20 protein-coding genes are annotated in these 22,779 nt (G+C 45.7%); 12 read left to right on the top strand and 8 right to left on the bottom strand.

Annotation, left to right across the window (positions count from 1 at the left end; all coding sequences use genetic code 11):
• The first annotated feature begins 3 nt into the window (after window positions 1-3).
• Genes WD077_13455 through WD077_13465 form a run of 3 tightly spaced genes read left to right on the top strand, consistent with a single transcriptional unit; the run spans window position 4 to window position 3,266 of the window.
• Window positions 4-975, top strand: coding sequence for an electron transfer flavoprotein subunit alpha/FixB family protein (locus tag WD077_13455; GenBank protein MEX0968241.1), 972 nt, complete (start codon window positions 4-6; stop codon window positions 973-975).
• A 10-nt stretch (window positions 976-985) separates the two neighbouring features.
• Entirely contained in the window at window positions 986-1,612 is a 627-nt protein-coding gene (locus WD077_13460) for a bifunctional nuclease domain-containing protein (GenBank protein MEX0968242.1), read from the top strand.
• Window positions 1,566-3,266 carry a nucleoside transporter C-terminal domain-containing protein gene (locus WD077_13465; GenBank protein MEX0968243.1) on the top strand — a complete coding sequence of 567 codons (1,701 nt, stop codon included), beginning with the start codon at window positions 1,566-1,568 and terminating at the stop codon, window positions 3,264-3,266. Before WD077_13460 ends, WD077_13465 begins: the two co-directional genes overlap by 47 nt.
• A gap of 64 nt (window positions 3,267-3,330) precedes the next feature.
• On the opposite strand, the gene WD077_13470 is transcribed toward WD077_13465, so the two are convergent.
• From WD077_13470 to WD077_13480, 3 genes are read right to left on the bottom strand one after another with little or no spacing between them, the layout of a single operon-like run.
• Window positions 3,331-5,709 (bottom strand): T9SS type A sorting domain-containing protein, encoded by a 2,379-nt coding sequence (locus tag WD077_13470; protein ID MEX0968244.1) that lies wholly within the window; start codon window positions 5,707-5,709, stop codon window positions 3,331-3,333.
• Between the two features lie 8 nt (window positions 5,710-5,717).
• Window positions 5,718-6,947, bottom strand: coding sequence for an outer membrane beta-barrel protein (locus WD077_13475; GenBank protein ID MEX0968245.1), 1,230 nt, complete (start codon window positions 6,945-6,947; stop codon window positions 5,718-5,720).
• Window positions 6,928-7,491, bottom strand: coding sequence for an RNA polymerase sigma factor (locus tag WD077_13480; GenBank protein MEX0968246.1), 564 nt, complete (start codon window positions 7,489-7,491; stop codon window positions 6,928-6,930). Before WD077_13480 ends, WD077_13475 begins: the two co-directional genes overlap by 20 nt.
• A 366-nt stretch (window positions 7,492-7,857) precedes the next feature.
• On the opposite strand from WD077_13480, the gene WD077_13485 reads away from it, so the two are divergent.
• The 5 genes from WD077_13485 (at window position 7,858) to WD077_13505 (ending at window position 11,686) form a co-directional block, all read left to right on the top strand.
• Window positions 7,858-8,733, top strand: coding sequence for a YicC/YloC family endoribonuclease (locus WD077_13485; protein ID MEX0968247.1), 876 nt, complete (start codon window positions 7,858-7,860; stop codon window positions 8,731-8,733).
• Between the two features lie 5 nt (window positions 8,734-8,738).
• Window positions 8,739-9,374: a guanylate kinase gene (gene gmk / locus WD077_13490; protein MEX0968248.1), complete on the top strand. Its 636-nt coding sequence runs from the start codon at window positions 8,739-8,741 to the stop codon at window positions 9,372-9,374.
• A complete protein-coding gene (gene nadD, locus WD077_13495; GenBank protein ID MEX0968249.1) occupies window positions 9,371-9,946 on the top strand; it encodes a nicotinate (nicotinamide) nucleotide adenylyltransferase in 576 nt (191 codons plus the stop codon). Before gmk ends, nadD begins: the two co-directional genes overlap by 4 nt.
• 139 nt (window positions 9,947-10,085) lie before the next feature.
• Entirely contained in the window at window positions 10,086-11,174 is a 1,089-nt protein-coding gene (locus WD077_13500; GenBank protein ID MEX0968250.1) for a WD40 repeat domain-containing protein, read from the top strand.
• Window positions 11,175-11,230: 56 nt separating this feature from the next.
• On the top strand, window positions 11,231-11,686 hold the full coding sequence (locus WD077_13505) for an ABC transporter ATPase (GenBank protein MEX0968251.1): 456 nt from the start codon (window positions 11,231-11,233) through the stop codon (window positions 11,684-11,686).
• A 328-nt stretch (window positions 11,687-12,014) separates the two neighbouring features.
• On the opposite strand, the gene WD077_13510 is transcribed toward WD077_13505, so the two are convergent.
• Window positions 12,015-12,353 (bottom strand): YbaB/EbfC family nucleoid-associated protein, encoded by a 339-nt coding sequence (locus WD077_13510; GenBank protein MEX0968252.1) that lies wholly within the window; start codon window positions 12,351-12,353, stop codon window positions 12,015-12,017.
• Between the two features lie 41 nt (window positions 12,354-12,394).
• Between WD077_13510 and thpR the strand changes: the two genes are divergently transcribed.
• The 3 genes from thpR to WD077_13525 all read left to right on the top strand — a co-directional run bounded on the left by thpR (window position 12,395) and on the right by WD077_13525 (window position 15,957).
• Complete coding sequence (thpR, locus tag WD077_13515; protein ID MEX0968253.1) at window positions 12,395-13,003, top strand: RNA 2',3'-cyclic phosphodiesterase; 609 nt, start codon at window positions 12,395-12,397, stop codon at window positions 13,001-13,003.
• Window positions 13,004-13,080: 77 nt separating this feature from the next.
• The gene (locus tag WD077_13520; protein MEX0968254.1) at window positions 13,081-15,231 is read left to right on the top strand and encodes a S46 family peptidase; all 2,151 of its coding nucleotides are present in this window, start codon (window positions 13,081-13,083) and stop codon (window positions 15,229-15,231) included.
• Window positions 15,232-15,585: 354 nt separating this feature from the next.
• Entirely contained in the window at window positions 15,586-15,957 is a 372-nt protein-coding gene (locus WD077_13525) for a hypothetical protein (protein ID MEX0968255.1), read from the top strand.
• On the opposite strand, the gene WD077_13530 is transcribed toward WD077_13525, so the two are convergent.
• The 3 genes from WD077_13530 to WD077_13540 all read right to left on the bottom strand — a co-directional run bounded on the left by WD077_13530 (window position 15,954) and on the right by WD077_13540 (window position 18,264).
• Entirely contained in the window at window positions 15,954-16,778 is an 825-nt protein-coding gene (locus tag WD077_13530; protein MEX0968256.1) for an ankyrin repeat domain-containing protein, read from the bottom strand. The genes WD077_13525 and WD077_13530 overlap by 4 nt on opposite strands.
• 10 nt (window positions 16,779-16,788) lie before the next feature.
• Window positions 16,789-17,511 carry a hypothetical protein gene (locus WD077_13535; GenBank protein MEX0968257.1) on the bottom strand — a complete coding sequence of 241 codons (723 nt, stop codon included), beginning with the start codon at window positions 17,509-17,511 and terminating at the stop codon, window positions 16,789-16,791.
• A gap of 261 nt (window positions 17,512-17,772) precedes the next feature.
• Window positions 17,773-18,264, bottom strand: coding sequence for an MgtC/SapB family protein (locus WD077_13540; protein ID MEX0968258.1), 492 nt, complete (start codon window positions 18,262-18,264; stop codon window positions 17,773-17,775).
• A gap of 152 nt (window positions 18,265-18,416) precedes the next feature.
• Here WD077_13540 and WD077_13545 point away from each other — a divergent pair, with 152 nt between their 5' ends.
• The gene (locus WD077_13545) at window positions 18,417-21,695 is read left to right on the top strand and encodes a S41 family peptidase (protein ID MEX0968259.1); all 3,279 of its coding nucleotides are present in this window, start codon (window positions 18,417-18,419) and stop codon (window positions 21,693-21,695) included.
• Between the two features lie 72 nt (window positions 21,696-21,767).
• Here WD077_13545 and WD077_13550 read toward each other — a convergent pair whose 3' ends face one another.
• Window positions 21,768-22,778, bottom strand: a complete 1,011-nt coding sequence (locus tag WD077_13550) for a hypothetical protein (GenBank protein MEX0968260.1) — start codon at window positions 22,776-22,778, stop codon at window positions 21,768-21,770.
• Window position 22,779 lies beyond the last annotated feature (1 nt).

Genomic DNA, 22,779 nt, shown 5'->3' on the forward strand with positions numbered 1-22,779 from the left:
TAAATGCCTGTTTTAGTATATGCCGAAAACTGGGATGGACAGTTTAAAAAAGCCACCTTCGAAGCAGTTTCTTATGCTTCTCAAATTGCTGAAAAATCAGGAGATAGCGTTACGGCTGTTTCCATTGGTGAGGTATCAGAAGAAACCCTGAAATCCATAGGAAAATATGGCGCTGACAAGATACTGGTTGCCGGGAATGAAAAACTAAAACAATATCGCGTGAGCAGTTATGCCGCAGCCATCGTACAGGCAGCAGAAAAGGAAGGCGCCAAGCTCGTGATATTCGCCAGTACTTTCAATGGAAAATCGCTTGCTCCGAGAGTTGCTGCCAGGATGAAAGCGGCAGCCATAACCGGTGTTATTGATATTCCGCAAATGGATGGAGATTTCATTGTAAAAAAGCCGGTTTTCAGTGGAAAGGGTTTTAGCCATGTTAAAATGGAAAGCGATAAAAAAGTGCTGGCACTGCTGGTAAATTCTGTGAAGGCGCAGGAAAATCCAAAAGAAGCATCCATTGAGAAATTCAATGTAGAAATAGATGATGCTGCGGTAAATACTGAAATTAAGGAAGTAAAAAAGTCTACGGGGAAGCTTTCGCTGACGGAAGCCGAAGTGGTGGTATCAGGAGGACGCGGCATGAAAAGCCCGGATAACTGGGGCCCGCTCGAAGAACTTGCCGAAACGCTGGGAGCCGCTACCGCCTGTTCCAAGCCGGTGTCTGACATGGATTGGCGCCCGCATTCAGAACACGTAGGCCAAACCGGACTGGCCATTCGCCCGAATCTTTATATTGCGATCGGTATTTCAGGAGCGATACAGCATCTGGCCGGTGTAAACGCCAGCAAAGTGATCGCTGTTATCAATAAGGATCCTGAAGCCCCATTTTTTAAGGCAGCAGATTATGGCATTGTAGGCGATGCCTTTGAAGTGCTGCCAAAGCTGATTAAAGCTGCTAAAGAATTAAAAGCCTCCTAAGGTTGCTCCAATGCAAAAGACCGAACTCAAGATATTAGGAATTTCATCAGGCCATACTTCTACATCCTATACGTTGATCCTGGAAGAAAAGAACGGTTCGCGAAAACTGCCCATTATCATCGGTGCTTTTGAAGCCCAGGCCATTGCTATTGAAATTGAGAAGATTGTGCCTGTGAGGCCCATGACACACGACCTGTTTAAATCACTTTCTGAATCATTTGATATTAAAGTAAAAGAGGTGATTATACACAGGCTGCATGAAGGTATTTTCTATGCACATGTGGTTTGTGCCAATGGAACAAGAGAGCACGAAATAGACGCACGGACATCTGATGCCATTGCTATTGCCCTCCGGTTCAAATGCCCCATATTTACTTACGAATCCATCCTGCAGGATGCCGGCATCATCCTTAGCGACCTCGAAGCCGAGGAGCTGGAAAAAGATGAGAAACGCAGCCGCAAAAGCCCGTCCGCGAAAACTTCAGCAGAAAAGCCGGCTGACCTTGCCAAGCAGTCAATGGACGATCTGAAAAAGCTGCTGGATGAAGCCATTGAGGTAGAAAACTATATCCTGGCCGCAAAACTCCGAGATGAAATCAGACGAAGGGAGGAAGGCAAAGAAGGCGATAATGGATAAGCGGCTTTGGAGTCTGCTGCTCACGGTTCTCCTCTTCTCCTCCTGCTCCTACGAATATCCTACTCTTGAAAAAACAATGGCCCGGCAGTGGAAGCTGATCGCCATCGTGCAGGAAAGCGACACCACAGCCGTATCGCCCCAAATCCTGCTGCTGCGCGACAGCAGCCTCTTTTCCCTCGCAAACCAGAAAGGAACCTGGCAACTCCACGACAGCACCATTACGTTTAGCCAGGGCAACAGCACCATAGCTGCCAATACGCCTTACGGCATCAGGAATATCTCGGCTACTAAACTAGAATTGATGGACCGAGAACAAGTGCTGCTCTTTGAGTTTGTACCGCAAGCCCGCACCACCGCCACTATTTTATACGATGTTTTCCGGGGCATTCTGGGCATCATCATTCTCCTGATTGTGGCGGTTCTTTTCAGCAACAACCGCAGAAAAATTGACTGGAGGCTTGTGGCCACCGGCATTGGCCTTCAGGTCGTTTTTGCACTGGCCGTCCTGAAAGTAGAGGCCGTAAAGGCGGTATTCGACTTTATCAGCAGCGGCTTTGTCATAGTGCTCACCTTTACACTCCACGGTGCGGATTTTCTTTTTGGCAAACTGGTTACAGATGTAAATTCATTCGGATACATTTTCGCTTTCCAGGTGCTGCCCACCATCATCTTCTTTTCCGCCCTAACATCCTTGTTTTATTACCTGAATATTCTTCAATATGTGGTAATGGCTTTTGCCTGGATTATGAAAAAGACGATGCGATTGTCGGGCGCAGAAAGCCTGGCCGCAGCCGCCAATATATTCGTGGGCCAGACGGAAGCACCGCTTGTGGTAAAACCTTACGTGGATAAAATGACACGCTCAGAAATCATGGCGCTAATGACCGGAGGAATGGCCACCATTGCCGGAGGCGTGTTGGCTGCATTCATTGGTTTTTTGGGTGGCACCGATCCTGTGGCGCGGCAAATCTTTGCCACGCACCTGCTCACGGCCTCCATCATGTCAGCACCGGCTGCATTGCTCATCGCCAAGATAATGATCCCTGAAACGGAGGTAGTGAACCGCGACCTCAACATCAGCAAAGAAAAGATGGGGAAAAACGTGCTGGATGCCATCTCCAATGGCACTACGCAGGGCCTGAAGCTGGCCGTAAATGTGGGGGCCATGCTGCTGGTATTTCTCGCATTTGTGGCCATGTTTGACTACATTTTTCTGCATGGCATTGGCGAACCTACGGGCCTGAACCAGGTGATCAGAGAAAGCACAAATGGCTATTATGAAGGATTCAGCTTCCGCTATATTCTCGGCCATCTCTTCGCGCCTTTCGCCTGGATCATGGGTGTGCCAGCGCAAGACCTTACCTCCGTAGGACGACTGCTGGGCGAAAAGACGCTGTTCAATGAGTTTGTGGCGTATGTCTCCCTCGGCAACCTGAAGGATACTGCGATGCTCACAAATGAGAAATCCATTATTATCGCTACTTACGCCCTCTGCGGTTTTGCCAACTTTGCCTCCATCGGCATCCAGATCGGGGGAATTGGCGTGATTGCACCTCACCGCAAAACCATGCTTTCAGAACTTGGCCTGCGTGCTTTGGTTGGAGGCACACTGGCTTGCTTCCTTACCGCTGCTATAGCAGGGATGCTGGTTTGAGGATCGTGGCGGGAAAACCTTAATAGATCTTCCCGGATGGAGCAAGATTGAGAAGGTACCATCCTTATTTAATGATTACTTTTTGGTTGGCGCCAGAGACAATATCCCGCACAAAGTACATTCCTGGAGGAAAGTGCTCAATGTTCAGCGTTATTTCTTCCCGGCCCATTTCCAATTGCCGCCACAGCCTGCCGGTGACATCATATATATGCAGGGTCAATCTTCCTTTAGCCGCAGTATTGCGAATGTGCAATACATCCTGGGCGGGATTGGGATAGATCGCAAAAGGTACAGGGATAACTTCTTCAGGCTCGTTAATTCCAGTTTGCAGTTTCACCACGCTTACCGTTTGATTGGTAATGATGGGGCTGTTATAATCAAAATAAATATAAGCGCGGTTTAGAATAGTATCGCCCACCGCTATTCCGGGGCGTATGCCTGCGGTGTACCTGATGAAGCCGTGGCTTTTCGGCTCGTTGATATGGCTGTCCGGCAACAGGATATTGTCAAAAGTCCAGATCAGCGTATTGTTCCGAATCTCAAGGCTGTAAGGATGGCTGCTGTTGTTCATTACCAATTCAGTAAGCGGAAGATTGGCATCCACGGTATCCACGATCACAACCTTATAAGCCGTATCTGTGCCCGTATTCTGGAAGCGGATCAGATAATCAATTTTCCGGGTGTCCGGGGCAATATTGCCTTCAGGACTGGATTGCTTGTCGTTGGGATCATAGGATGCTACGATCCTTTGGCAAAGCGTGTCATAATTGTCGGGAGGAAACGAATCTCCGGCTACGGGGCTGATGAACGCAGAGAAACAGAGGCTATCGCCCATAGCCAGAGAATTGGATATTTCAAAAGTTATGGTCAGCGAACCTTTATCAAACATCGCCAGCGGATCTAAATTCCAGGTAATTTCATTTCCGGAAAGATTATCATAAGGAAGCGAGACGGAATCAAGGGTGGCACCTGCCGGGAAATTTAATTTTACGCTTGCACCTGTGATGGTATCAGTACCTGTATTCTCCCAGTCCAATTTATAAGTTTCAGTAAATCCCCTGCGGGCTCTGAAACCGGTAAAACCGGTAATATTCGTTCGCAAATCCCGAATGCCAGGAACAGGCGAAATAGCAAAGTCAAGGGTATCTACACGAGATTGTCCCTGAAGCTGAATAGAAAGCGTGTCGGACTGGCAACTGTTTATTTCCCAATATTTTTTATGAAGCGTAATTTGAAAATTTCCAGGATACAATACTGCTAAATATTTCCCGGAAGAATTTACATTCATAAAATGGTTTATAGGAGAAACTTCAATTAACGCTTGTTCCACTATTTCTTCTGCGGGATCTTTTTCGCAATTTTTATTGATATCATAATACACTAATCCGCTTACCAATGATAGCGAATCGTAGTAAAGCCGGTAGATTTGCTTGTCGCTATGCTTTGTACCGTAAAAAGAATATGTATAGAGGTTATCTTCAAAGGTGAAAACAATCGGATATGAAGGGGTATCAGCTTGCATGAGGCTAGGACCTTCGGCCCATTCCATTCCTGTCCATGTATAGAATACAGTATCAGGTCCCCAGCCTGCACTCCAAAGATTTCCCTTATGTTCGGCAAAGGAAGATGCGGTTTCATTATTAAGGTGCCTCCATATTCCATTATAGTAATAATCTGTTGTACCAAATCCTAAATTTGGCTCGAAGCCTGACGTAAATATGGTATCCTGATATTCATACATTATTTGTCCTGATAATTTAAGAATATGACCCACGGTATCCCATTTGGATCCATTCCATGTTTCCAAATGTGTAGCCCAAATGTTATTAATAGTCACAAATATTTGATCCAAGATATACAAGGTATCAGCGTGAACAAGAATATCCGTGACATGATATATCATTTGTGAATCACTGGTTCGGACAGGTTGCCACTCACTGCCATCCCATAGTGCAAGATTGGCTGCGCTGTCAGTTCCAGCCTTCTGGAAGTTCCCACCCGCATATAGCTTTCCCTGGTATACTTCAAGGTCATTAACATAGGGACCGAATGGCGAGAATATGTCCTGTCCATAAGGATCTCCGGTTCCTGCACTTTTCCAGTTCTGGCCATCAAACCGGATTACAGTAGTTGCAGTAGGTATTGATGGTATTGAATCGAAATATCCGCCTAAATACAATTCATTCTGATAAAACTTCATTGAATTAACAGATGCCAAACCTTCATAAGGTAACCGGCCCAACACCGCCCAAAAAAAGGTATTCCATTTTGCTACTTCTAAGGTTGATGAATCTGTATTGAAATACGCCACATAAAGTTCATTATTATGGACAGTGGTTGCGGATGGTACTGTGGGAAATGCCGCCCCTGCAGGAACCCACACCTGTGCGTTCATTACAAAACAAAACACGAGGGAAATAAAAGTCATGTAAAATATTTTCATGGCAGTTTTTATTTAAATAATTCAGTTGTGATTAAAAGCGTAGCGTTTATTTTGAAAGCCTGCGGAACAAGCTTTACTTGCTCCTGCTCCGAAAGCAGGTTTCCATACCGGTGGTAGGTGGGTTCCAGTTCTATCGCCAGGCCATTGCCAAACCGGTATCCAATGCCCATTCCCACTTTTGCATTTGTACTCCAGCGCCCGAAATTATCCGGCTCCATTTTTCTGTAAGACAGCGTAGTGCTTTCGAGTTGCGCACCATCGGCATCCAGCATTTTCATAAAGCTGAAACCCAAACTTGCCCGCAAGTAATAGCGATCGGAGATATTAAAGTTGTAGCCCATTTCTAAAGGAATTTCAATGTACTGGTAACGAATGATGGTGGATGAATCAATCTTTTCAGCCGAGGCGTTTGGCAGCGTAATGTAGCCCAAAATATTACGGGTTGCGGAATCCACCACCGCAATTTTATTTTTATAGAAATCATAGTTCATCCGGTTTTCATAGCGGGTATATTGAATTCCCGCTTTAACTCCCAGGGCCGGCAGAAGATTGTAGCGCAGCACAATTCCGGCATTAATTCCCGGCCTGGCCGCTCTCGCGGATTCCTGCAACCGCAGGTAATCCTCATGTACCCGCGCAGGCTCCGCTGTCTGCTCTCCCGGATCCAATATTGCGGTGCCGGCCGTTATGCCAAACTGCAGCCCGTTTGATTTGGGTTTTGTTTGCTCCTCTGCCTCTTTTTCCGGGTACGCTTTTAAAGTAGGTGGAATGACCAACACAACTGTGGATTTTATGCTTAATTCATTCGCCATAAGCGGAAACGGGTACAACGGTTTTCCTTGTTTTAGCGGGTTTTCATTTTTAATTTTATCATTTATTTGGTTTCTGCTATTTCTTGTTGATTTTAAAGTGGGAACTGAAGAATTTCCGGAATCCACAATGGTTTCTTCTTTCATTACCGGAATTGATTGCTGCGGCTTCACAATTTCTCCTGAAGCCATTGGCCGGGCTTCTGATATTTTCGGCATCTCATCAGGACGCTGCAGCCACAAAATAGAGGAGCCAATAGCTATAAGAGTCAATAAGCCCGTCAGCAAATAAGGCCATAGCAGCTTCCGCTTGTTCCTGCCATGATACCGGAGGCTAAACTCCCGCCATGCCTCAGGTGCTGCAGGAGCGGCATAGCCTTTCAGCTTTCCTGACAGGACTTTGTCCAGTCTATGAGGTGCATTTTTCACGTTCGGGCATTTGTTTTTTTAAAAGTGCTTTCAACGCTTGTCTCGCTTTGTAAAGCTGAGATTTGGAGGTTCCAACTGAAATTCCCAGTTCCTGCGCTATTTGCTGATGACTGTATTCCTCAATGGCGTAGAGATTCAACACTACGCGGTATCCCTGCGGCAGTTGCTGCATCAGGTGTATTACGGCTTCGGAGCTTAACGGAGCCAAACCCTCACTGATCACATCTTCAACGTCATCCTCCACAACAGGATGCTCACGCTCCGAAATTTCAGAATAGGTTATTTCCTGTTTTAAATGATTAAGGGCATTGTTGATGAAAATACGGTTCATCCAGGTCTGGAGCGCAGAAGCCTGCCTGAATTTTCCAATATTGTCAAACACCTTTATAAATCCTTCCTGTACCATATCTTTTGCCTGGTCCTGATTTTTGGCATATCTGAGACACAACCCAAGCATCACCGGATAGTATTTTTCAAATACTGCACGCTGATATTCAGGGTCCCGCTTTTTACATCCTTTTATAAGCGCTTCCTCAGAATACATTTTTTTCTTGTCTAATCATTTGACCGGAAATTCCGAAATGGTTGCCTGAAAGATGGGTAAATTTTTTACGAAAATCTTATTCTGGATTAAAATATAAATATATTACAACCCTTTATTCTGCTTAGAAATTATTCATTGAAATTTAAAATATTAAAAGTAAATAAAGGTGGGTTCAATGGTGGGAAATGAACGATACTTTACATTTCAATTATGAAAATAAATCCTTCAGCGCTTTTTCTTTCCGTCTCAATGCGCTCCTTTTCCCGGACCTCTATCTTTAAGATTTGCAAATCTAAATATTGATGATCCCCCTACTGCCAACAGGTAATCTTATTTTTGCGGCTACTTTTAAAATTGATACCTCCTATGGTAAAGTCAATGACGGGCTATGGCTCAGTAAAGCAGGAAGGCGCTGGGATGGCCGTAAATGTAGAAGTTAAGGCTGTGAACGGGCGATCGCTTGATGTCTCCATCCGATTGCCACGAATATTTTCCGGTAAGGAGCCGGATGTAAAGTCGCTGACGGGCAGGATCCTTTCGCGCGGAAACATCTTCGTTGCGATAACCACAGAATTTCCGGATGCCGGCCGCAGCCACCGCAAAATAGACATCGAACTGATGAAGTCTTACTATTTTGAACTGCAGCAGTTGAAGCGGGAATTAAATCTTGCGAGTGATGAAAACCTGCTGGCCTCCCTCCTTTCATTGCCTGATGTGATGCATTCTGCAGAAGAGCCTGCCTCCGAAGATCAATGGGAATTCATAATGCAGGTGCTTGAAGAGGCTCTGGAAAGTACTGATACCTTCAGGATACAGGAAGGCAATGCACTGAAAGAAGAGATGATGGCCTACCTGGAAAACATTGAAAAGCTCAGCGGAGTAATTAATAATATGAAGGAGCAGCGGCTACCAGCAATTAAGGAAAAGTTGCAGAAACACATTTCAGAGCTGGCCCGCGAAATTGATCTTGACCAAAACCGGCTGGAACAGGAAATGGTATATTATGCTGAAAAGCTTGACATTACCGAAGAGATGGTGCGTCTGCAGAGCCACATTAATTTTTTCAGAGAAACCCTGGCGCAAAAAGAAACCGGAAAGAAGCTGAACTTCATAGTGCAGGAAATGGGGCGGGAGATAAATACCATCGGCAGCAAAGCGAACCACGCAGAAATTCAGCACCACGTGGTGGAAATGAAGGATGAACTTGAGAAGATCCGTGAACAGGTTCAAAACATTTTATAAGCGTATTGAATATCAACCTAAAAGCACTTGGCAACGTGACGGAAGATGAACGAATGACAAAGAAAATGATCGTTGTTTCCGGTCCTTCAGGTGCGGGAAAAACCACGCTGGTGAAATACCTTATGGAAAAGCTGCCCCGGTTGCAATTTGCCGTAAGCGCCACCACCCGCCCGCTGCGTGGAGATGAAGTAAATGGCCGCGACTATTACTTTCTGTCAGAGGATGAATTCAAAGAAAAAGTGAAACTCCATGAATTTCTGGAACACGAGGAGGTTTATGAGGGACTGCTCTATGGCACGCTCAAAGAGGAAATAAAGCGCTGCTGGGATAATGATGAAATCCCTGTTCTTGACATTGACGTGAAAGGGGCGCTTAATATCAAGCTCCATCATGGGGATTATTGCCTTTTCGTGTTCGTACATCCTGGAGATATTTACCGGCTGCAGGAACGACTTAAGCATCGCGGAACGGAATCGGACGCCAGCCTGAAAAAACGCCTTGCACGCGCAGAGGAAGAGCTGAACTACTCGCAGGAGTTTGATGTGGTGATCTATAATCGCAGCCTGGAATCGGCCAGCCATGAACTGCTGGAGCGCGTTGTGCATTTTCTGAACGATGAAATGAGTTCCACACAACTATGAAAATCGGCTTGTTTTTCGGCTCCTTTAATCCTGTGCATACGGGCCATCTCATTATTGCCAACTTTATGGTGGAGTTCACCAACCTCGATAAGGTGTGGTTCGTGGTATCTCCCCAAAATCCGCTGAAAACCCAGCTCAGCCTGCTGAATGAATTTGACCGCATGGAGTTCATCCGCCTGTCAATAGAAGACAATGACAAGCTGGAAGTGAGCGATATTGAGTTCAACATGCCACGGCCCTCCTACACCATTGACACGCTCGTGTATCTACAGGAAAAGCACCCCGGGCAAGAATTCGTGCTGCTGATGGGCACGGATACGCTGATGACCTTGCCGCGATGGAAGAACTATGAACAGTTGCTGGATAACTATGCCATCTACGCCTATCCCCGCCCCGGCTCCCAGCGCTCCGAACTTGAATCGCATTTCAAGGTTTCAGTCTTTGATGCTCCCCTGATGAAAATATCGGCATCCTTTATCAGAGATGCGATCAGAGAAGGAAAATCGGTGCAATACCTCGTGCCTGAGCCCGTCAGGAAATATATTGACCGCTGGGGATTTTACAGGGGTTAGCAGGAAAATTGCGGCTTTTCTTAAAGGAAATATCAGGTGACCTGTTTAACTCTTGCGGATAAATGCTACATTGGTATTAAATTATTGAGTTTTGCAGAATTCCAGCATATTTTTAACACCAACATCAAGACAAATCATTATGGTTAAAAATCTCTACACAATTCTAACCTTCACCCTCTTACTACTTCCCGCCTTTGTAACCGCACAGGATACCGTGCTGACGGACGCAAATGAAACGTTCCAGGGCCATACCGATGATGTGACCTGTATTGCCTTTAGCTATGACGGGAAGACCATTGCGACCGGATCGTGGGATAAACGCATCCTCATCTGGGATGCAGAAGAAATGACCGTAAAAACGGAGTTGAAAGGCCACAGCACTGCGATTCTCGCTTTAAGCTTCAGCCGCAACAGCCAGAATTTGCTCAGCACGGCCAATGATGGAACAGCCATGTTGTGGGATATTGAGGCAGGTACGAAGTCGGCAGCCTTTTACGGCAATACCGTTCCGCTGAGTGGCGGAGCGCTCAGCCCGGATCCAGGAAGCCGCTTCCTGGCTACAGGGGGTGAAGAAGGGGTTGTCAAAGTTTATGACCGCTCCAAGAAAAACGAGCTGGTGCGTTCCTTCCTCGTGAATTCCCCTGTGTATGGATTGGTATTCGACAACACCGGACGAAACGTTTTTATAGCAAGTAAAGACAACACCATCCGGATGTATGACCATATCCAGAACACGGTGAAAATGACCTACGAAGGCCACAAATCCAGGGTGAATGCTGTGGCCATAACCATTGATGGCAAATACATGATCACGGGTTCTGATGACAAAACCGCCATAATCTGGAATACCAAGACGGGTGAGGCGCTCCATACGCTGGAAGGCCATACCTGGAAAGTGCTTTCAGTAGGTTTTAATCCGAGAGGTGAATATGCCGTTACCAGTTCCAACGATGGGACAGCCCGCGTATGGAATGTGGAAACCGGTGAGGAAATGATCCAAATGAAACCCTCGCAGCGGGATGTTATCAGCCAGGCAGTATTCAGCCCTGACAGCCGCTTTGTCTTTACTACTTCGCTGGTGAAAAATCCTGATGACGATGCCATTAAAAAATGGGAAACCAACCTGATAAAGGAAAATACCCAGGCAGATGGAGCGAAAGGTGCCAAAAAGGTAATTAAGCTGGGGCCGGATGGAAAACCTTTGCCGGCTTCGCATCCCGCAGAGTAAACTAGGATGATCTCACAGAACACCCCGACAATCATATTAAACCAATTGCAATCAACATGGAAAAACTTTGGATATACCAGGCCGACAGGAAATTTACAGATGATGAAGCCACAGCAATCGCACAGAAGCTGAGGAAATTTACGGCCAACTGGGCCGCACATGGCCAGGCCCTCAAAGCGCAGGCAGCGGTGATGCACAACCTGTTTATCCTTTTGCAGGTAGATGAAGCACGGGCAAAAGCGTCAGGTTGCTCCATTGATTCGTCTGTAGCCCTTATGCGTGAAATCGAATCAGAATATCACGTAAACCTGTTCGACCGCCAGCAGGTGGCGTATAAGCAAAATGATGAAGTACATACCACCACTTTGCAGGAATTGCCGCAGCTCTTCAGCACCGGTAAGCTGACTGAGAATACACTGGTATTTAATAATTTAATTCAAACGCCAAATGAACTCGAAAGGAGCTGGGCCGTACCCCTGAAAGAAAGCTGGCATAAGCGGTTCTTAAATTAAATTGCTTTAACCTTTTAATTATTTAATTCTTTTATAAACTATTTTTTGATTCAATGCTGCTTCTCTAAGATTTTGGTAATAGCCATATACAGAATGAAAATTAAGAATGTGATAATAACCTTACTGTCATTTCTTTAAAACCTTAGCAACACCGCGTAATACAGTATGCCCAACCTTATTTACTCTTTATAAAAAATTCCTGTTTCTTCATATTTTAATGAATAAAAACTTCCGGATTTCTTTTTAAGATAATAAAAAAATCCTCACGCATAAATTTCTATAAAATTTAACGGGATTGGAATAAATCTTTTTCCGCACTGCGAATAACTCATCCCAGGCCAAGGCTATCCAGATCGAAGCCCGGAATATCCGGCACTACTCCTTCAAGCTTGTTCTTCATTTCCTCCTTAGCTTTCAATTTGGCTTTTGTAATGGCATAGCTCACCGTTTGGGTGAGAATCTTCTCTATTTCATCGCGCGAGTGGCTAGCGATAAGCTCATCTGCCAACTGTATTTGCTGCACTTCCATGCTGGCCGTAACCCGCACTTTCACGAGGCTTTTAGGATCTGATTCTGTGATGACAATGTGTTTCAGGCTTTCGCGCGCTTCGGCAATCCGCTCTTTTATATCGCCTAATTTGCCAAGCATTTCAAAAATGTCGAACATGTTCTATGCGTTGAGTATTTTAAAGTGCAAATTTACAAGCAATGGCCACAGAAAACATCAATAGAGGTAGCAAAGAGAGAAAGAAGCGTTTATTTATTGGGTTTCCGCTGAGCAGTGAATGGCGCAAAAGCCTGAAGGATTTTGGAGATGCACAACAGATGGCCTATGCCCGGTGGATGCCAGAGGAGAACCTGCACCTGACGCTGTTCTTTATCGGGCTCTTGTCTCATGCCGGCCTGGAATCATTGAAGCAGGACCTGCACCAGGCCTCGAAACGCCTGCACACCTGCCGCCTGGAATTCCAGGCCATTACTTATGCTCCGCAGGATGGACGGCCTAAAATGGTTTGGGCGCAATTCCAGCAAAACGATGGCTTTACGGCCCTCAGCAAGGCACTCTACCAGCTTGTAGCAGAAAAGGCCCCGCAGTATAAGCTCGACCTGAGCCGGCTGGCGCTCCGTGATGAGATCATTCCCCACATCACCATGGCGCGGCTCAAAGACGTGAAAAGAAAAGACCTCATACCGCCTCATCGTCCTTCCGGTGTTTTTATCCCTCAAATGCTCGAAGTAAATGGAATGGCCCTTTATGAATCGGTTTTAAACCCGAAAGGAGCACGCTACCACATCCTGGAAGAATTCAGGTTTTAAGAAAAACCGGTAAAATAATTTTAGCGGACTTCCGGGCCACTTCGCTATTGCTATTTTTGCAAGAAAAATCCCAATCCATGTATCGTTTTCTTTTCATCACCTTCCTTTTTGTCTCTTCTCATTTTTGCCTCCATGCCGATGAAGGCATGTGGATTCCTTCCCTGCTGCAGGAGTATGGAATCATAGACCGGATGCACGCGGAAGGTCTGGAACTTTCGGCTGAGGACATTTACAGCATTAATACCAGCAGCATCAAGGATGCAGTGATCTGGTTCGGGCGGGGCTGCACTGGTGAGATCATTTCCTCTGACGGCCTGCTGCTCACCAACCACCACTGTGGCTACAGCCAGATACAGCGCCACAGCAGCGTAGACAACGATTACCTCACCGATGGCTTTTGGGCTATGAACCGCGGCCAGGAGCTGAGCAATCCGGGCCTCACCGTTACCTTCATCAGGAGGATTGAGGACGTTACGGATCATGTACTACATGGCGTGAACCCATCCCTATCGCAGGAAGAACGCGACAAGATGGTGGAGGATAACATTTACAGCGTTTCCAAAGATCTTGAGGAGCCACATTTGGAAGCTTTTGTACGGGCCTTCTATGCCGGCAACCGTTATTTTATGTTCGTAACCGAAACTTTTCGCGACATACGGCTGGTGGGCGCCCCGCCTTCCTCCATCGGGAAATTTGGGGGCGATACCGACAACTGGATGTGGCCACGCCATACGGGTGATTTTTCACTCTTCCGGATTTATGCGGGCCCGGATAACCTGCCTGCGGATTACAGCGTTGATAACCAGCCATACGAGCCGCGCCATCACCTGCCTATTTCGCTCAAGGGTGCAGAACAAGGCGATTTTACGATGGTGATGGGATTCCCCGGACGCACCGATGAGTACCTTCCCCCCGCTGCGGTGGATAATATTTATTCGGTTTACAATCCCGCCCGTATTGAAATCAGGGAAAAGCGGCTTGCCATTATGGATGAAGAAATGCAACGCAATGACACCGTGAGAATTCAATATGCCTCGAAACATGCGCGGGTAAGCAATTACTACAAAAAGTGGCAGGGAGAAAACCGCGGCCTGAAAAAGCTGGATGCCATTGACACCAAACGGCAGGAGCAGCAGGAATTTCGCGAATGGGTAAATGCTGACAGCGAGCGCAAAGAACAATATGGCCACCTGCCGGAAGCATACCAGGAAACGCATGAAAAATTGCAGGAACTGGAACTGACGCTCAATTACGTGAATGAAGCAGCATTTGGAGTGGAGATGAGCGCGCTGGCAAACCAATTCAGGACACTGGCCAAAATAAGTGAGGAAAAAGAAATATCCGATAGCGTTATAAATTTGGAAATAATGCGGCTGGAAGGTTATGCCCGCTCATTTTACAGGGATTATTATAAGCCGCTTGATAAACGGGTTTTTGCGGCAATGATGGAATTTTATTATAATGATGTACCCCGAAAATACCGGCCGGAAGCGCTGAACAATATCAGCAAATACGATGGTAACTGGCAGGAAATGGCTGACGATATTTACAGTAAATCAATATTTCCTAATCAGGAGGAATTGTTGGAATTTCTTAAGGATTATAAAAAGAAAAAAGTTAAGAAATTAAAAAAGGATCCGGGTTATGAAATTATGATTGGAATAATAGAAAACTATTTAAATAATGTACGGCCCGCCAAAGACAGCCTGGACAATAAACTGGCAAACCTTAACCGCGTATACATGGAAGCACTCCTGGAGCGCGATCCGCTGATCTATCCGGATGCCAACTCCACCATGCGCATCACCTTTGGCGAGATAAGCGGATATGAACCTGCGGACGGAGCTTATTATGAGCCCTTTTCAACGCTGGAAGGTGTAATTGAAAAATGGGATCCCAACAACACCGAATTCCACGTTCCGGACAAATTGCTGCAGCTTTACCGCGAAAAAGACTACGGACAATACGGTACAAACGATACGATGTACGTTTGCTTTATTGCCACCAACCACACCACAGGCGGCAACAGCGGCAGCCCCGTGATGAACAGCAAAGGCCACCTCATCGGCACCAACTTCGACCGGAACTGGGAAGGCACCATGAGCGACATCATGTACGATCCCAACCGCGTCCGCAACATCAGCGTTGACATACGCTACACGCTTTTTATCATTGACAAATTTGCCGGTGCTGGGCATTTAGTGGAAGAGATGACCATTGTGGAGTGAGGGTATTGCGGAATATCAGGGGCTTGTATAGGTACGAGTTACGCTATCGCTAAACTCGCACCAGCGATGGGGTTTGATATAGAAAATGATTTGAGCAGCATTGTTCTTGCGTTACTTTCTTGGCAGGTGTAAACACAATTAATATTGATGAAATCAGCTTCCGCTTTCATACTAGGTATCATTCTTTTAATGACATGCACAGCATTTATGCATAGACCCACAGATTACTTAGCTGTCCCTGGACCACTGAATTTCGATGAAGAGATATATCATCTCCGATGGAGTCAGCAGACTATGCAGTATTATAAGCAGGAGTATCTAAGATCAGGTGATACATTAGAAAATTTCAACAAAATGATCACTATTGAAGTACTCGTTTCCAATGCCCATCCTAAAGCTCTAGCAGCCTCCAAGATACAGGAAATTAAGGACAGAAAAGGAAAGGATCCCGTAGCCAATTATGAAATAAGGGAAAATGAGGACGGCACAGAGTTTTTAGTGGATTTTTTAATTAGCGATAAGAAAACCTATGAATGGAACGCTTATCGGTACAAGGCTATTAAGACTCCCAAAGGAGAAGCTATACTACTTTTTTCTTATAGCCTTAGGTCATTCGATGGGGCGGATTTGTCCGTTAACGATTTTTTTGCCCATTTAAAAACCTACAGGTTGCCTCTTATTGAGAAGATTACTAACTATGACCTTCCCACGATTACTCTTAATTAGTATTTATTTAGATACACAGAATCATAAATATTATAATAATGCCTGGGAACAGGGGATTTCCAATAATCTATCCCATTTTTGTTTAAAAAAGAAACCAGCAGCATTTTTTTTCTATACTCTTCAGACTCTAATGGATAAGGCAATTTTCTTAGCATATCAGAAATATATAGACTGTCTCCGTTCAAGGTCACATTAAAAACACCTTTATAATCAACGCCTACCTCTAAGATCAGATAATTTATAATATCAATATTGTCACTATAAAAAGCATATTGCAAGGCACTTTGTCTTCCACTTGTAGTATCCACATAATTAGCATTTGCGCCAGCCTCAATTAATAATTTTACATTATTAAGACTCTTTGCAGCAGCCATTAAAGGAGTACGTAGATGTTGAGCTGCATCAATGTTAGCCACTGAATTTACATCGCCTCCATGCTTTATCAGTATTTCTAAATATGCCGATGTTTCATAACGGTTTGCGGCCTGAATTATAGCATTTGTGCTGTCATTGGACTTTAAATTAGGGTCTGCACCTAACTCGGCCAAGACCCGCACTCCTGGAAGATGACCCGCATAAACAGCCCACTGCAACAAGGATTGACCAAACTTCTTTTCTTGGTAATTAAGAAGCTCATAGGGCTTGCCCTTAAGTAATTCCCTAATCCTTAATGTATCCCCATTTTCGATCGCCTTTGCAGTCTCCCACACAGGAGTGTTTTTAAAAAGGCGCACATCCCACCCTCGTAAATCTTCATTTTCTCCTTCACGCGAACACATGGTAACCGTAATTAAAACAAGAACTATGAGAATAGATTTCATCCTACAACTATTACTTTATACCTGCCTTATCCATTTTATCCATTACAACTCCCATTGTGTGATTATAGATACTTAATCCAGCATTTATAACCCCTATTGCTATATTTGGCTTTTGTGAATCGGGTACCCACCACGGAATATATGGCAAGTATGTAGCCGGCAAGGATACAATCTTACCTTCGGCCCTTAAGCCAAGAAGTCGTTGCGTATTAGAAACTGCCTCACCTTCAACAACATAAGCTCGGATATTAGCAGGTCTATTTAAGGTAAACAATGACCTTGTTCCATTACTTAATCCCGCTGCATTAAAAGTAGTCGCGCTTCGCCCCGTTGCCAAAGCATTAGCGCTTGCCAATCCGCCTCCTAAAGAATGTCCGGCAAAAGATAGTTCTCCTGTACCAATGAACTCATCGAGTTTTCGGGCATTATTTGTAGAAATGTCATATTGCTTAGTATATTCTCCTACGGCCTGTTTTGCATTGGTTTCCCAATCGGCAGCACTCAATGGGTCTGTTCCTTCAGTAACATATGCATACTCAAGAATGTTATTTCCTTTTTTGTCCCTTCCTATTATCCTTTCATAGACAGCAGAATTGAATCCAGACTTGTCATCTGTTAAATCGACATCGTCAAATTTTGTAGTAGATAATTTCCAGCCACCTGTTAACGCTATAGAAGGTCCTTTACCCTCTTCATACTTTCCTTCTTTAGTGTTATATACATCCGTTGGCACTGGAATCTTGGGGAAGTTTTTGGTCCGTTACAACTGCCAGCACATTTCCCATGTAGCTGGTAAGCTCACAATACCGCTCCCCCCGTAGCGGCTGAGTTGCACCGTGTCTGTTATTGTTATAGCGGAATGCAAATACGTGATATTTATGAGCGTTTCTTCTATTGGCCAAATATACACGAAAGCCCAACTATATCGGGATGAAATAATGGCTATTCCTAAAATGCCTGCTTCCATTAATTTATATAAATAATCCTAGCCTATCTACCCGGATTCACGATTTCCTTTCCCCTTCGTCTCCAGAACTTTTTTCTCTACCTGCCCCATGACATAATTTATAAAAAAGGCAAAAACCGCCAACCCTGCTCCAAGATAGTAAAGATGGAAACCGATGCTCATGCCGATGCCGGCTGATATGAGGAGTGAGGCCGCAGTGGTGAGATAGGTGACGCGGCCATCCCGCCTCGATTGCATAATGGTGCCTGCTCCGATAAAGCTAACGCCTACCACGATGGCTTCAAAAATCCTGATTGGATCCGGGGTGATGTTCACGTTGTCGGGCACGCCTTCAAAATATTGATTGATGGCTACTGTTCCCAGCAGCACAAAAAGTGCAGCCGCTGCTCCAATAATCATCTGAGTCCTGAGTCCTGCGGGCTTCCGGCTAAACTCACGTTCCAGGCCCACCAGCCCTGATAAAAGGCCGGCAATGGCCACATCCAGCAATATCCACAGTTGCGCTTCCAGTTCAATCATAGTCCGAAAAATAATAGTTCTAATAACTCATCATACATCATTGTAGTTTTAAAATTAATACAAAGAATTTATTTCCCTGAAAAGTGCCGTCATTCGACTGCTTTAAGGTACATCAAAACTAAATTTGCACCTTTTTGAAAACCAATGCAAACATGACATTTTTCACAACTTATAAGCAGCGGATTTTCCTCCTGCAAGTTTTCCTGTTATTATCCTTATCGGTTTCTGCTCAGGAACTGAACGAAGCGCGGCTGCTGCGTTTTCCAGCTATTAGTGGCGATCAGGTGGTGTTCATGCAAGCCGGTGATCTTTATACAGTGACCGGTGACAGCGGCATCGCCCGCAGACTCACCAGCCATGCCGGGATTGAAGCATTTCCGCGTTTTTCACCAGACGGCCGCTGGATTGCCTTCACCGGCCAGTTTGATGGCAACAGCGAGGTGTACCTCATCCCCGCGCAGGGCGGAACTCCCAGACGGCTCACATTTACCGCAACCCTGGGCCGCGATGATCTCAGTGATCGTATGGGGCCAAACAACATGGTGATGGAATGGATAGACAGCAGCCACGTGGTGTACCGTTCGCGCGGAGAATCTTTCAATGCCTTTAAGGGAAAGCTTTACAGCCAAAACATAAATGGTGGAATGCCCACGCAACTGCCGGTGGCTTTTGGTAGCTGGTGCTCATTTTCTGACGATGGAAACCGCATGGTATACAACAAAGTAATGCGTGAATTCCGCACCTGGAAATATTACCGGGGCGGAATGGCGGATGATATCTGGCTGCACGATCTCTCCACGCACGAAACGACAAATCTGTCAAACGACAGTGCCCAGGATATATTCCCAATGTGGCATGGCAACAGTGTATACTTCCTCAGCGACCGCGACCGCATCATGAATCTTTTTGAATACAACATGGGCAGCGGCCAGACAACGAAACTCACCAACTTTGAGCGATACGACTGCAAATTTCCCAGCCTGGGACGCGATAAAATCATTTTTGAGAACGGAGGCTGGCTTTATACTTATGACCTCGCTTCCGGGAATTTGCAAAAAAGAACGATTTACGTAGCAAACGACTATTCCACAAGCCTTTCAGAATGGAAGAATGTATCTTCCGAAATTCGGGAATCGCGGCTGAGCCCGGACGGCAGGCGATTGCTGACGTCAGCGCGGGGCGATGTATGGACCATCCCTGCCGAACATGGCGTTACCCGTAATCACACAGCGAGTTCAGGCATTCACGACCGCGATCCGCGATGGAGCCCTGATGGCAAACACATCGCCTGGATCAGCGACAGCACCGGTGAGGATGAAATATGGATGATGCCCAGCGATGGAAGCCAAAATCCAACACAATTAACGCAAGGTGGAAGTGTATATAAATACCAGATAGAATGGAGCCCGGACAGTAAAAAGATCGTCTGGTCCGATCGTCAGCAACGCCTGCAATTTGTAAACGTTATGACGCGAAATGTGGAGACGGTGGATGAATCTCCTTTTGGCGAAATCAGGCAATATGCATTCAGTCCTGATAGCCGCTGGATTGCGTATAACAAGCCGGAGCGGGAATCGCAGGATCGCATATATCTCTACAGCCTCAACGAAAAAGCCTTTTTCCCTGCAACGAGCGGATGGTATAACAGCGGCCAGCCCGAATTCAGTGATGACGGGAAATATTTGTTTTTTGTGAGCAACCGGAATTTTGAGCCTGTTTACAGCCAAACCGAATGGAACCATGCCTATGTGGACATGGCGCAGATATTCCTGATTACACTAGCGAAGGACACGAAAAATCCGCTTGAACCTGAACTGGACGAGGTGAAGCCTCCGGACGTGCAAAAACTGGAGGAAGGAGACAGCCTGGACAAACCCGAAAAAGTGCCGCCTCCCTCAGAAATTAACGTGAAAGTAGATCGCGATGGACTCATCAACCGTACGGTGGCATTGCCCGGAGAAGGCAGCCGCTATTTTGGCCTCACCAGTCGCGATGGCAATCTTTACTACATGAAGCGGGGATTTAACGATGATAAAAGTCAGCTTAAAATGTACGACTTTAAAGCGCGCAAGGAACAGGATCTTGGGCAGGTGGATGGCTATCACATAGCCTTTGCCGCTAAAAAAATGCTGGTAAAGCAGGGAAAAAGTTTTTCAATTATTGATTTACCAAAAGGAAAAATTGAAATAAAAGAAAAGGTAGATTTAAGCGCCATGCAAAAGCATGTGGACCTGCAAAAGGAGTGGCGCCAGATATTCAGTGAAAGCTGGCGGCAAATGCGCGATTTCTTTTATGCTCCAAACATGCACGGGGTAGATTGGGCAGATATGCGCGCCAAGTATGAGCCGTTGCTCCCTTACGTCCGCCACCGGAATGACCTCACTTATATTATTGGCGAGATGATTGGAGAACTGAACATTGGCCATGCTTACGTGGGCGGTGGCGATCATCCTAAAGCAACGCGGATTAAAATGGGATTGCTGGGAGCCAAACTCACTAAAGATGCTTCAGGGTATTTTCGCATTGACAGAATTATGGAAGGCGAAAACTGGAATAAAACAATAAAAGCGCCCCTAACAGAGATTGGAGTGAATGTGACTGAGGGAGATTACATTATTGCGGTCAACGGACAGGAAACAAATGAGGTGGATAACATTTACCGTTTACTGGCCGGCAAAGGAGGCGACATGGTAGAACTACTAGTAAATTCTTCTCCCTCAAAGACAGGCGCCCGAAAAGTTTACACCAAAGCCCTGGATAACGAAGCCGGCTTATTTTATTACAACTGGGTGCAGCGCAATATTGAATATGTTGACAGTGCCAGCAACGGTCAGGTAGGTTATCTCCACATTCCGGATATGGGGCCGGGCGGACTCAACGAATTTGTGCGGCATTTTTATCCGCAAATGAACAAGAAGGCGCTTATCATTGATGATCGCGGGAATGGTGGCGGCAACGTGAGCCCAATGATCATTGAGCGCCTGAACAGGCAGATTGCCATGTTTAACGTGCAACGCAACAGCAGCCCCTACCAGAATCCTTACCAGATGCTGCTGGGCCCTAAAGTAGTGCTCATTGATCAATACTCAGCCTCTGATGGTGACCTGTTCCCGTATCGTTTCAAGAAATACGACATGGGCACAGTGATCGGCCAGCGCAGTTGGGGTGGCGTAGTGGGCATCCGCGGCTCACTCCCGATGATTGATGGCGGCTACCTGATGAAACCGGAATTCGCGCCCTACGATACCGAAGGCAAACGATGGATCATTGAAGGCTACGGAGTGGATCCGGACATTGAAGTGGCAAACGACCCCTGGCTCGAATACCTGGGAAAAGACCAGCAACTGGATAAAGCCATTGAAGTGATATTGCAGCAACTGAAGGAAAATCCCGTTGAAGTACCGGAAAGACCGGAGTGGCCGGAGCGGTAAAGACCTAGGTGGATTAATGCGTCAGGGAAGGCTAAATCATAATTGCCGGTGAGGTCAAATAATTCACTGCGTTTATATCCTGCCGTGCAGTGTCCTAATAAATCGAAGATTTACCGATACACGGGGGATTTTCTTTGCTTTAAGTTGATTTGGAGAGTCTAAATTCTCCGCATCGAAAACCGGTCGGAAACAAAATTCAGCACCTACCAGCGAACCATAAGGAATCTTTGATGGACGTGAAGGTATGAGCAATTCCCAGCCCAAGCGAAAACCCATATTGTTGAAGTCCATAGGGGGAGGAACTGATTCAAATGGCTCATATTGATCGCCAAATTGATGATGAAGATTGTAATTGCCGGCAAAACCTAGCATGAGATCAATGTAATAAGAATGTACAAGAGTTCTTTCGCTTTCGAATTCATCCTCTGTTTCGATTCTCAGGTGCTGGAATCTATTAGCAGAGAGGCCTATTGCCAGAGAATTCATGCTATAAGAGGTAAGGAAGGTATTGTTGTCTATATCCAACAAGAAACCAGAGGTCACGGAAGTGTTATAATTATGATACCCAGCACGGACACCGAAGCGAGTAGCTGTACTCACCTCCATTTTCGTAATATAAATGATTTCGTTTCCATCTATCACCTCCGAAGTCAATACTATATTTCGCTGCGGAAAGGTTTTTTTTTCTGCGAAATAAAATGCCGCAACAAGATTGGCCCTATTGAAGGGCTTTAGCTCAATTTTATTACTACCATTTGAGGGACCGTCTCCCAGGGTAATATAGCTACCTTTAGGGAAATCAAACAAAGAAATAGGCGCCATTAAGTAATCGAACTGAAGCATAATCGTATTATTCCAAAAATACCGGACTGATCCTTCAAAACCTGCGGCATAAGGTATATCAATCCCCAAACCTAGTCCACCGTACAAATTGTAAATATTATCAGGATTGTTATCTAAAACCCTAAAAACAATAGTGTCGCCTCCACCTTTGCTGGTAGCGGTATAAACTTGTGCCTGTGCAGAGAATGCTATCGCTGCATTTGTGATAAGAACGATTAATATTCGGTAAAATAAAGTCATG

The organism is Bacteroidia bacterium (genome assembly GCA_040880525.1).
GTDB lineage: Bacteria > Bacteroidota > Bacteroidia > CAILMK01 > JBBDIG01 > JBBDIG01.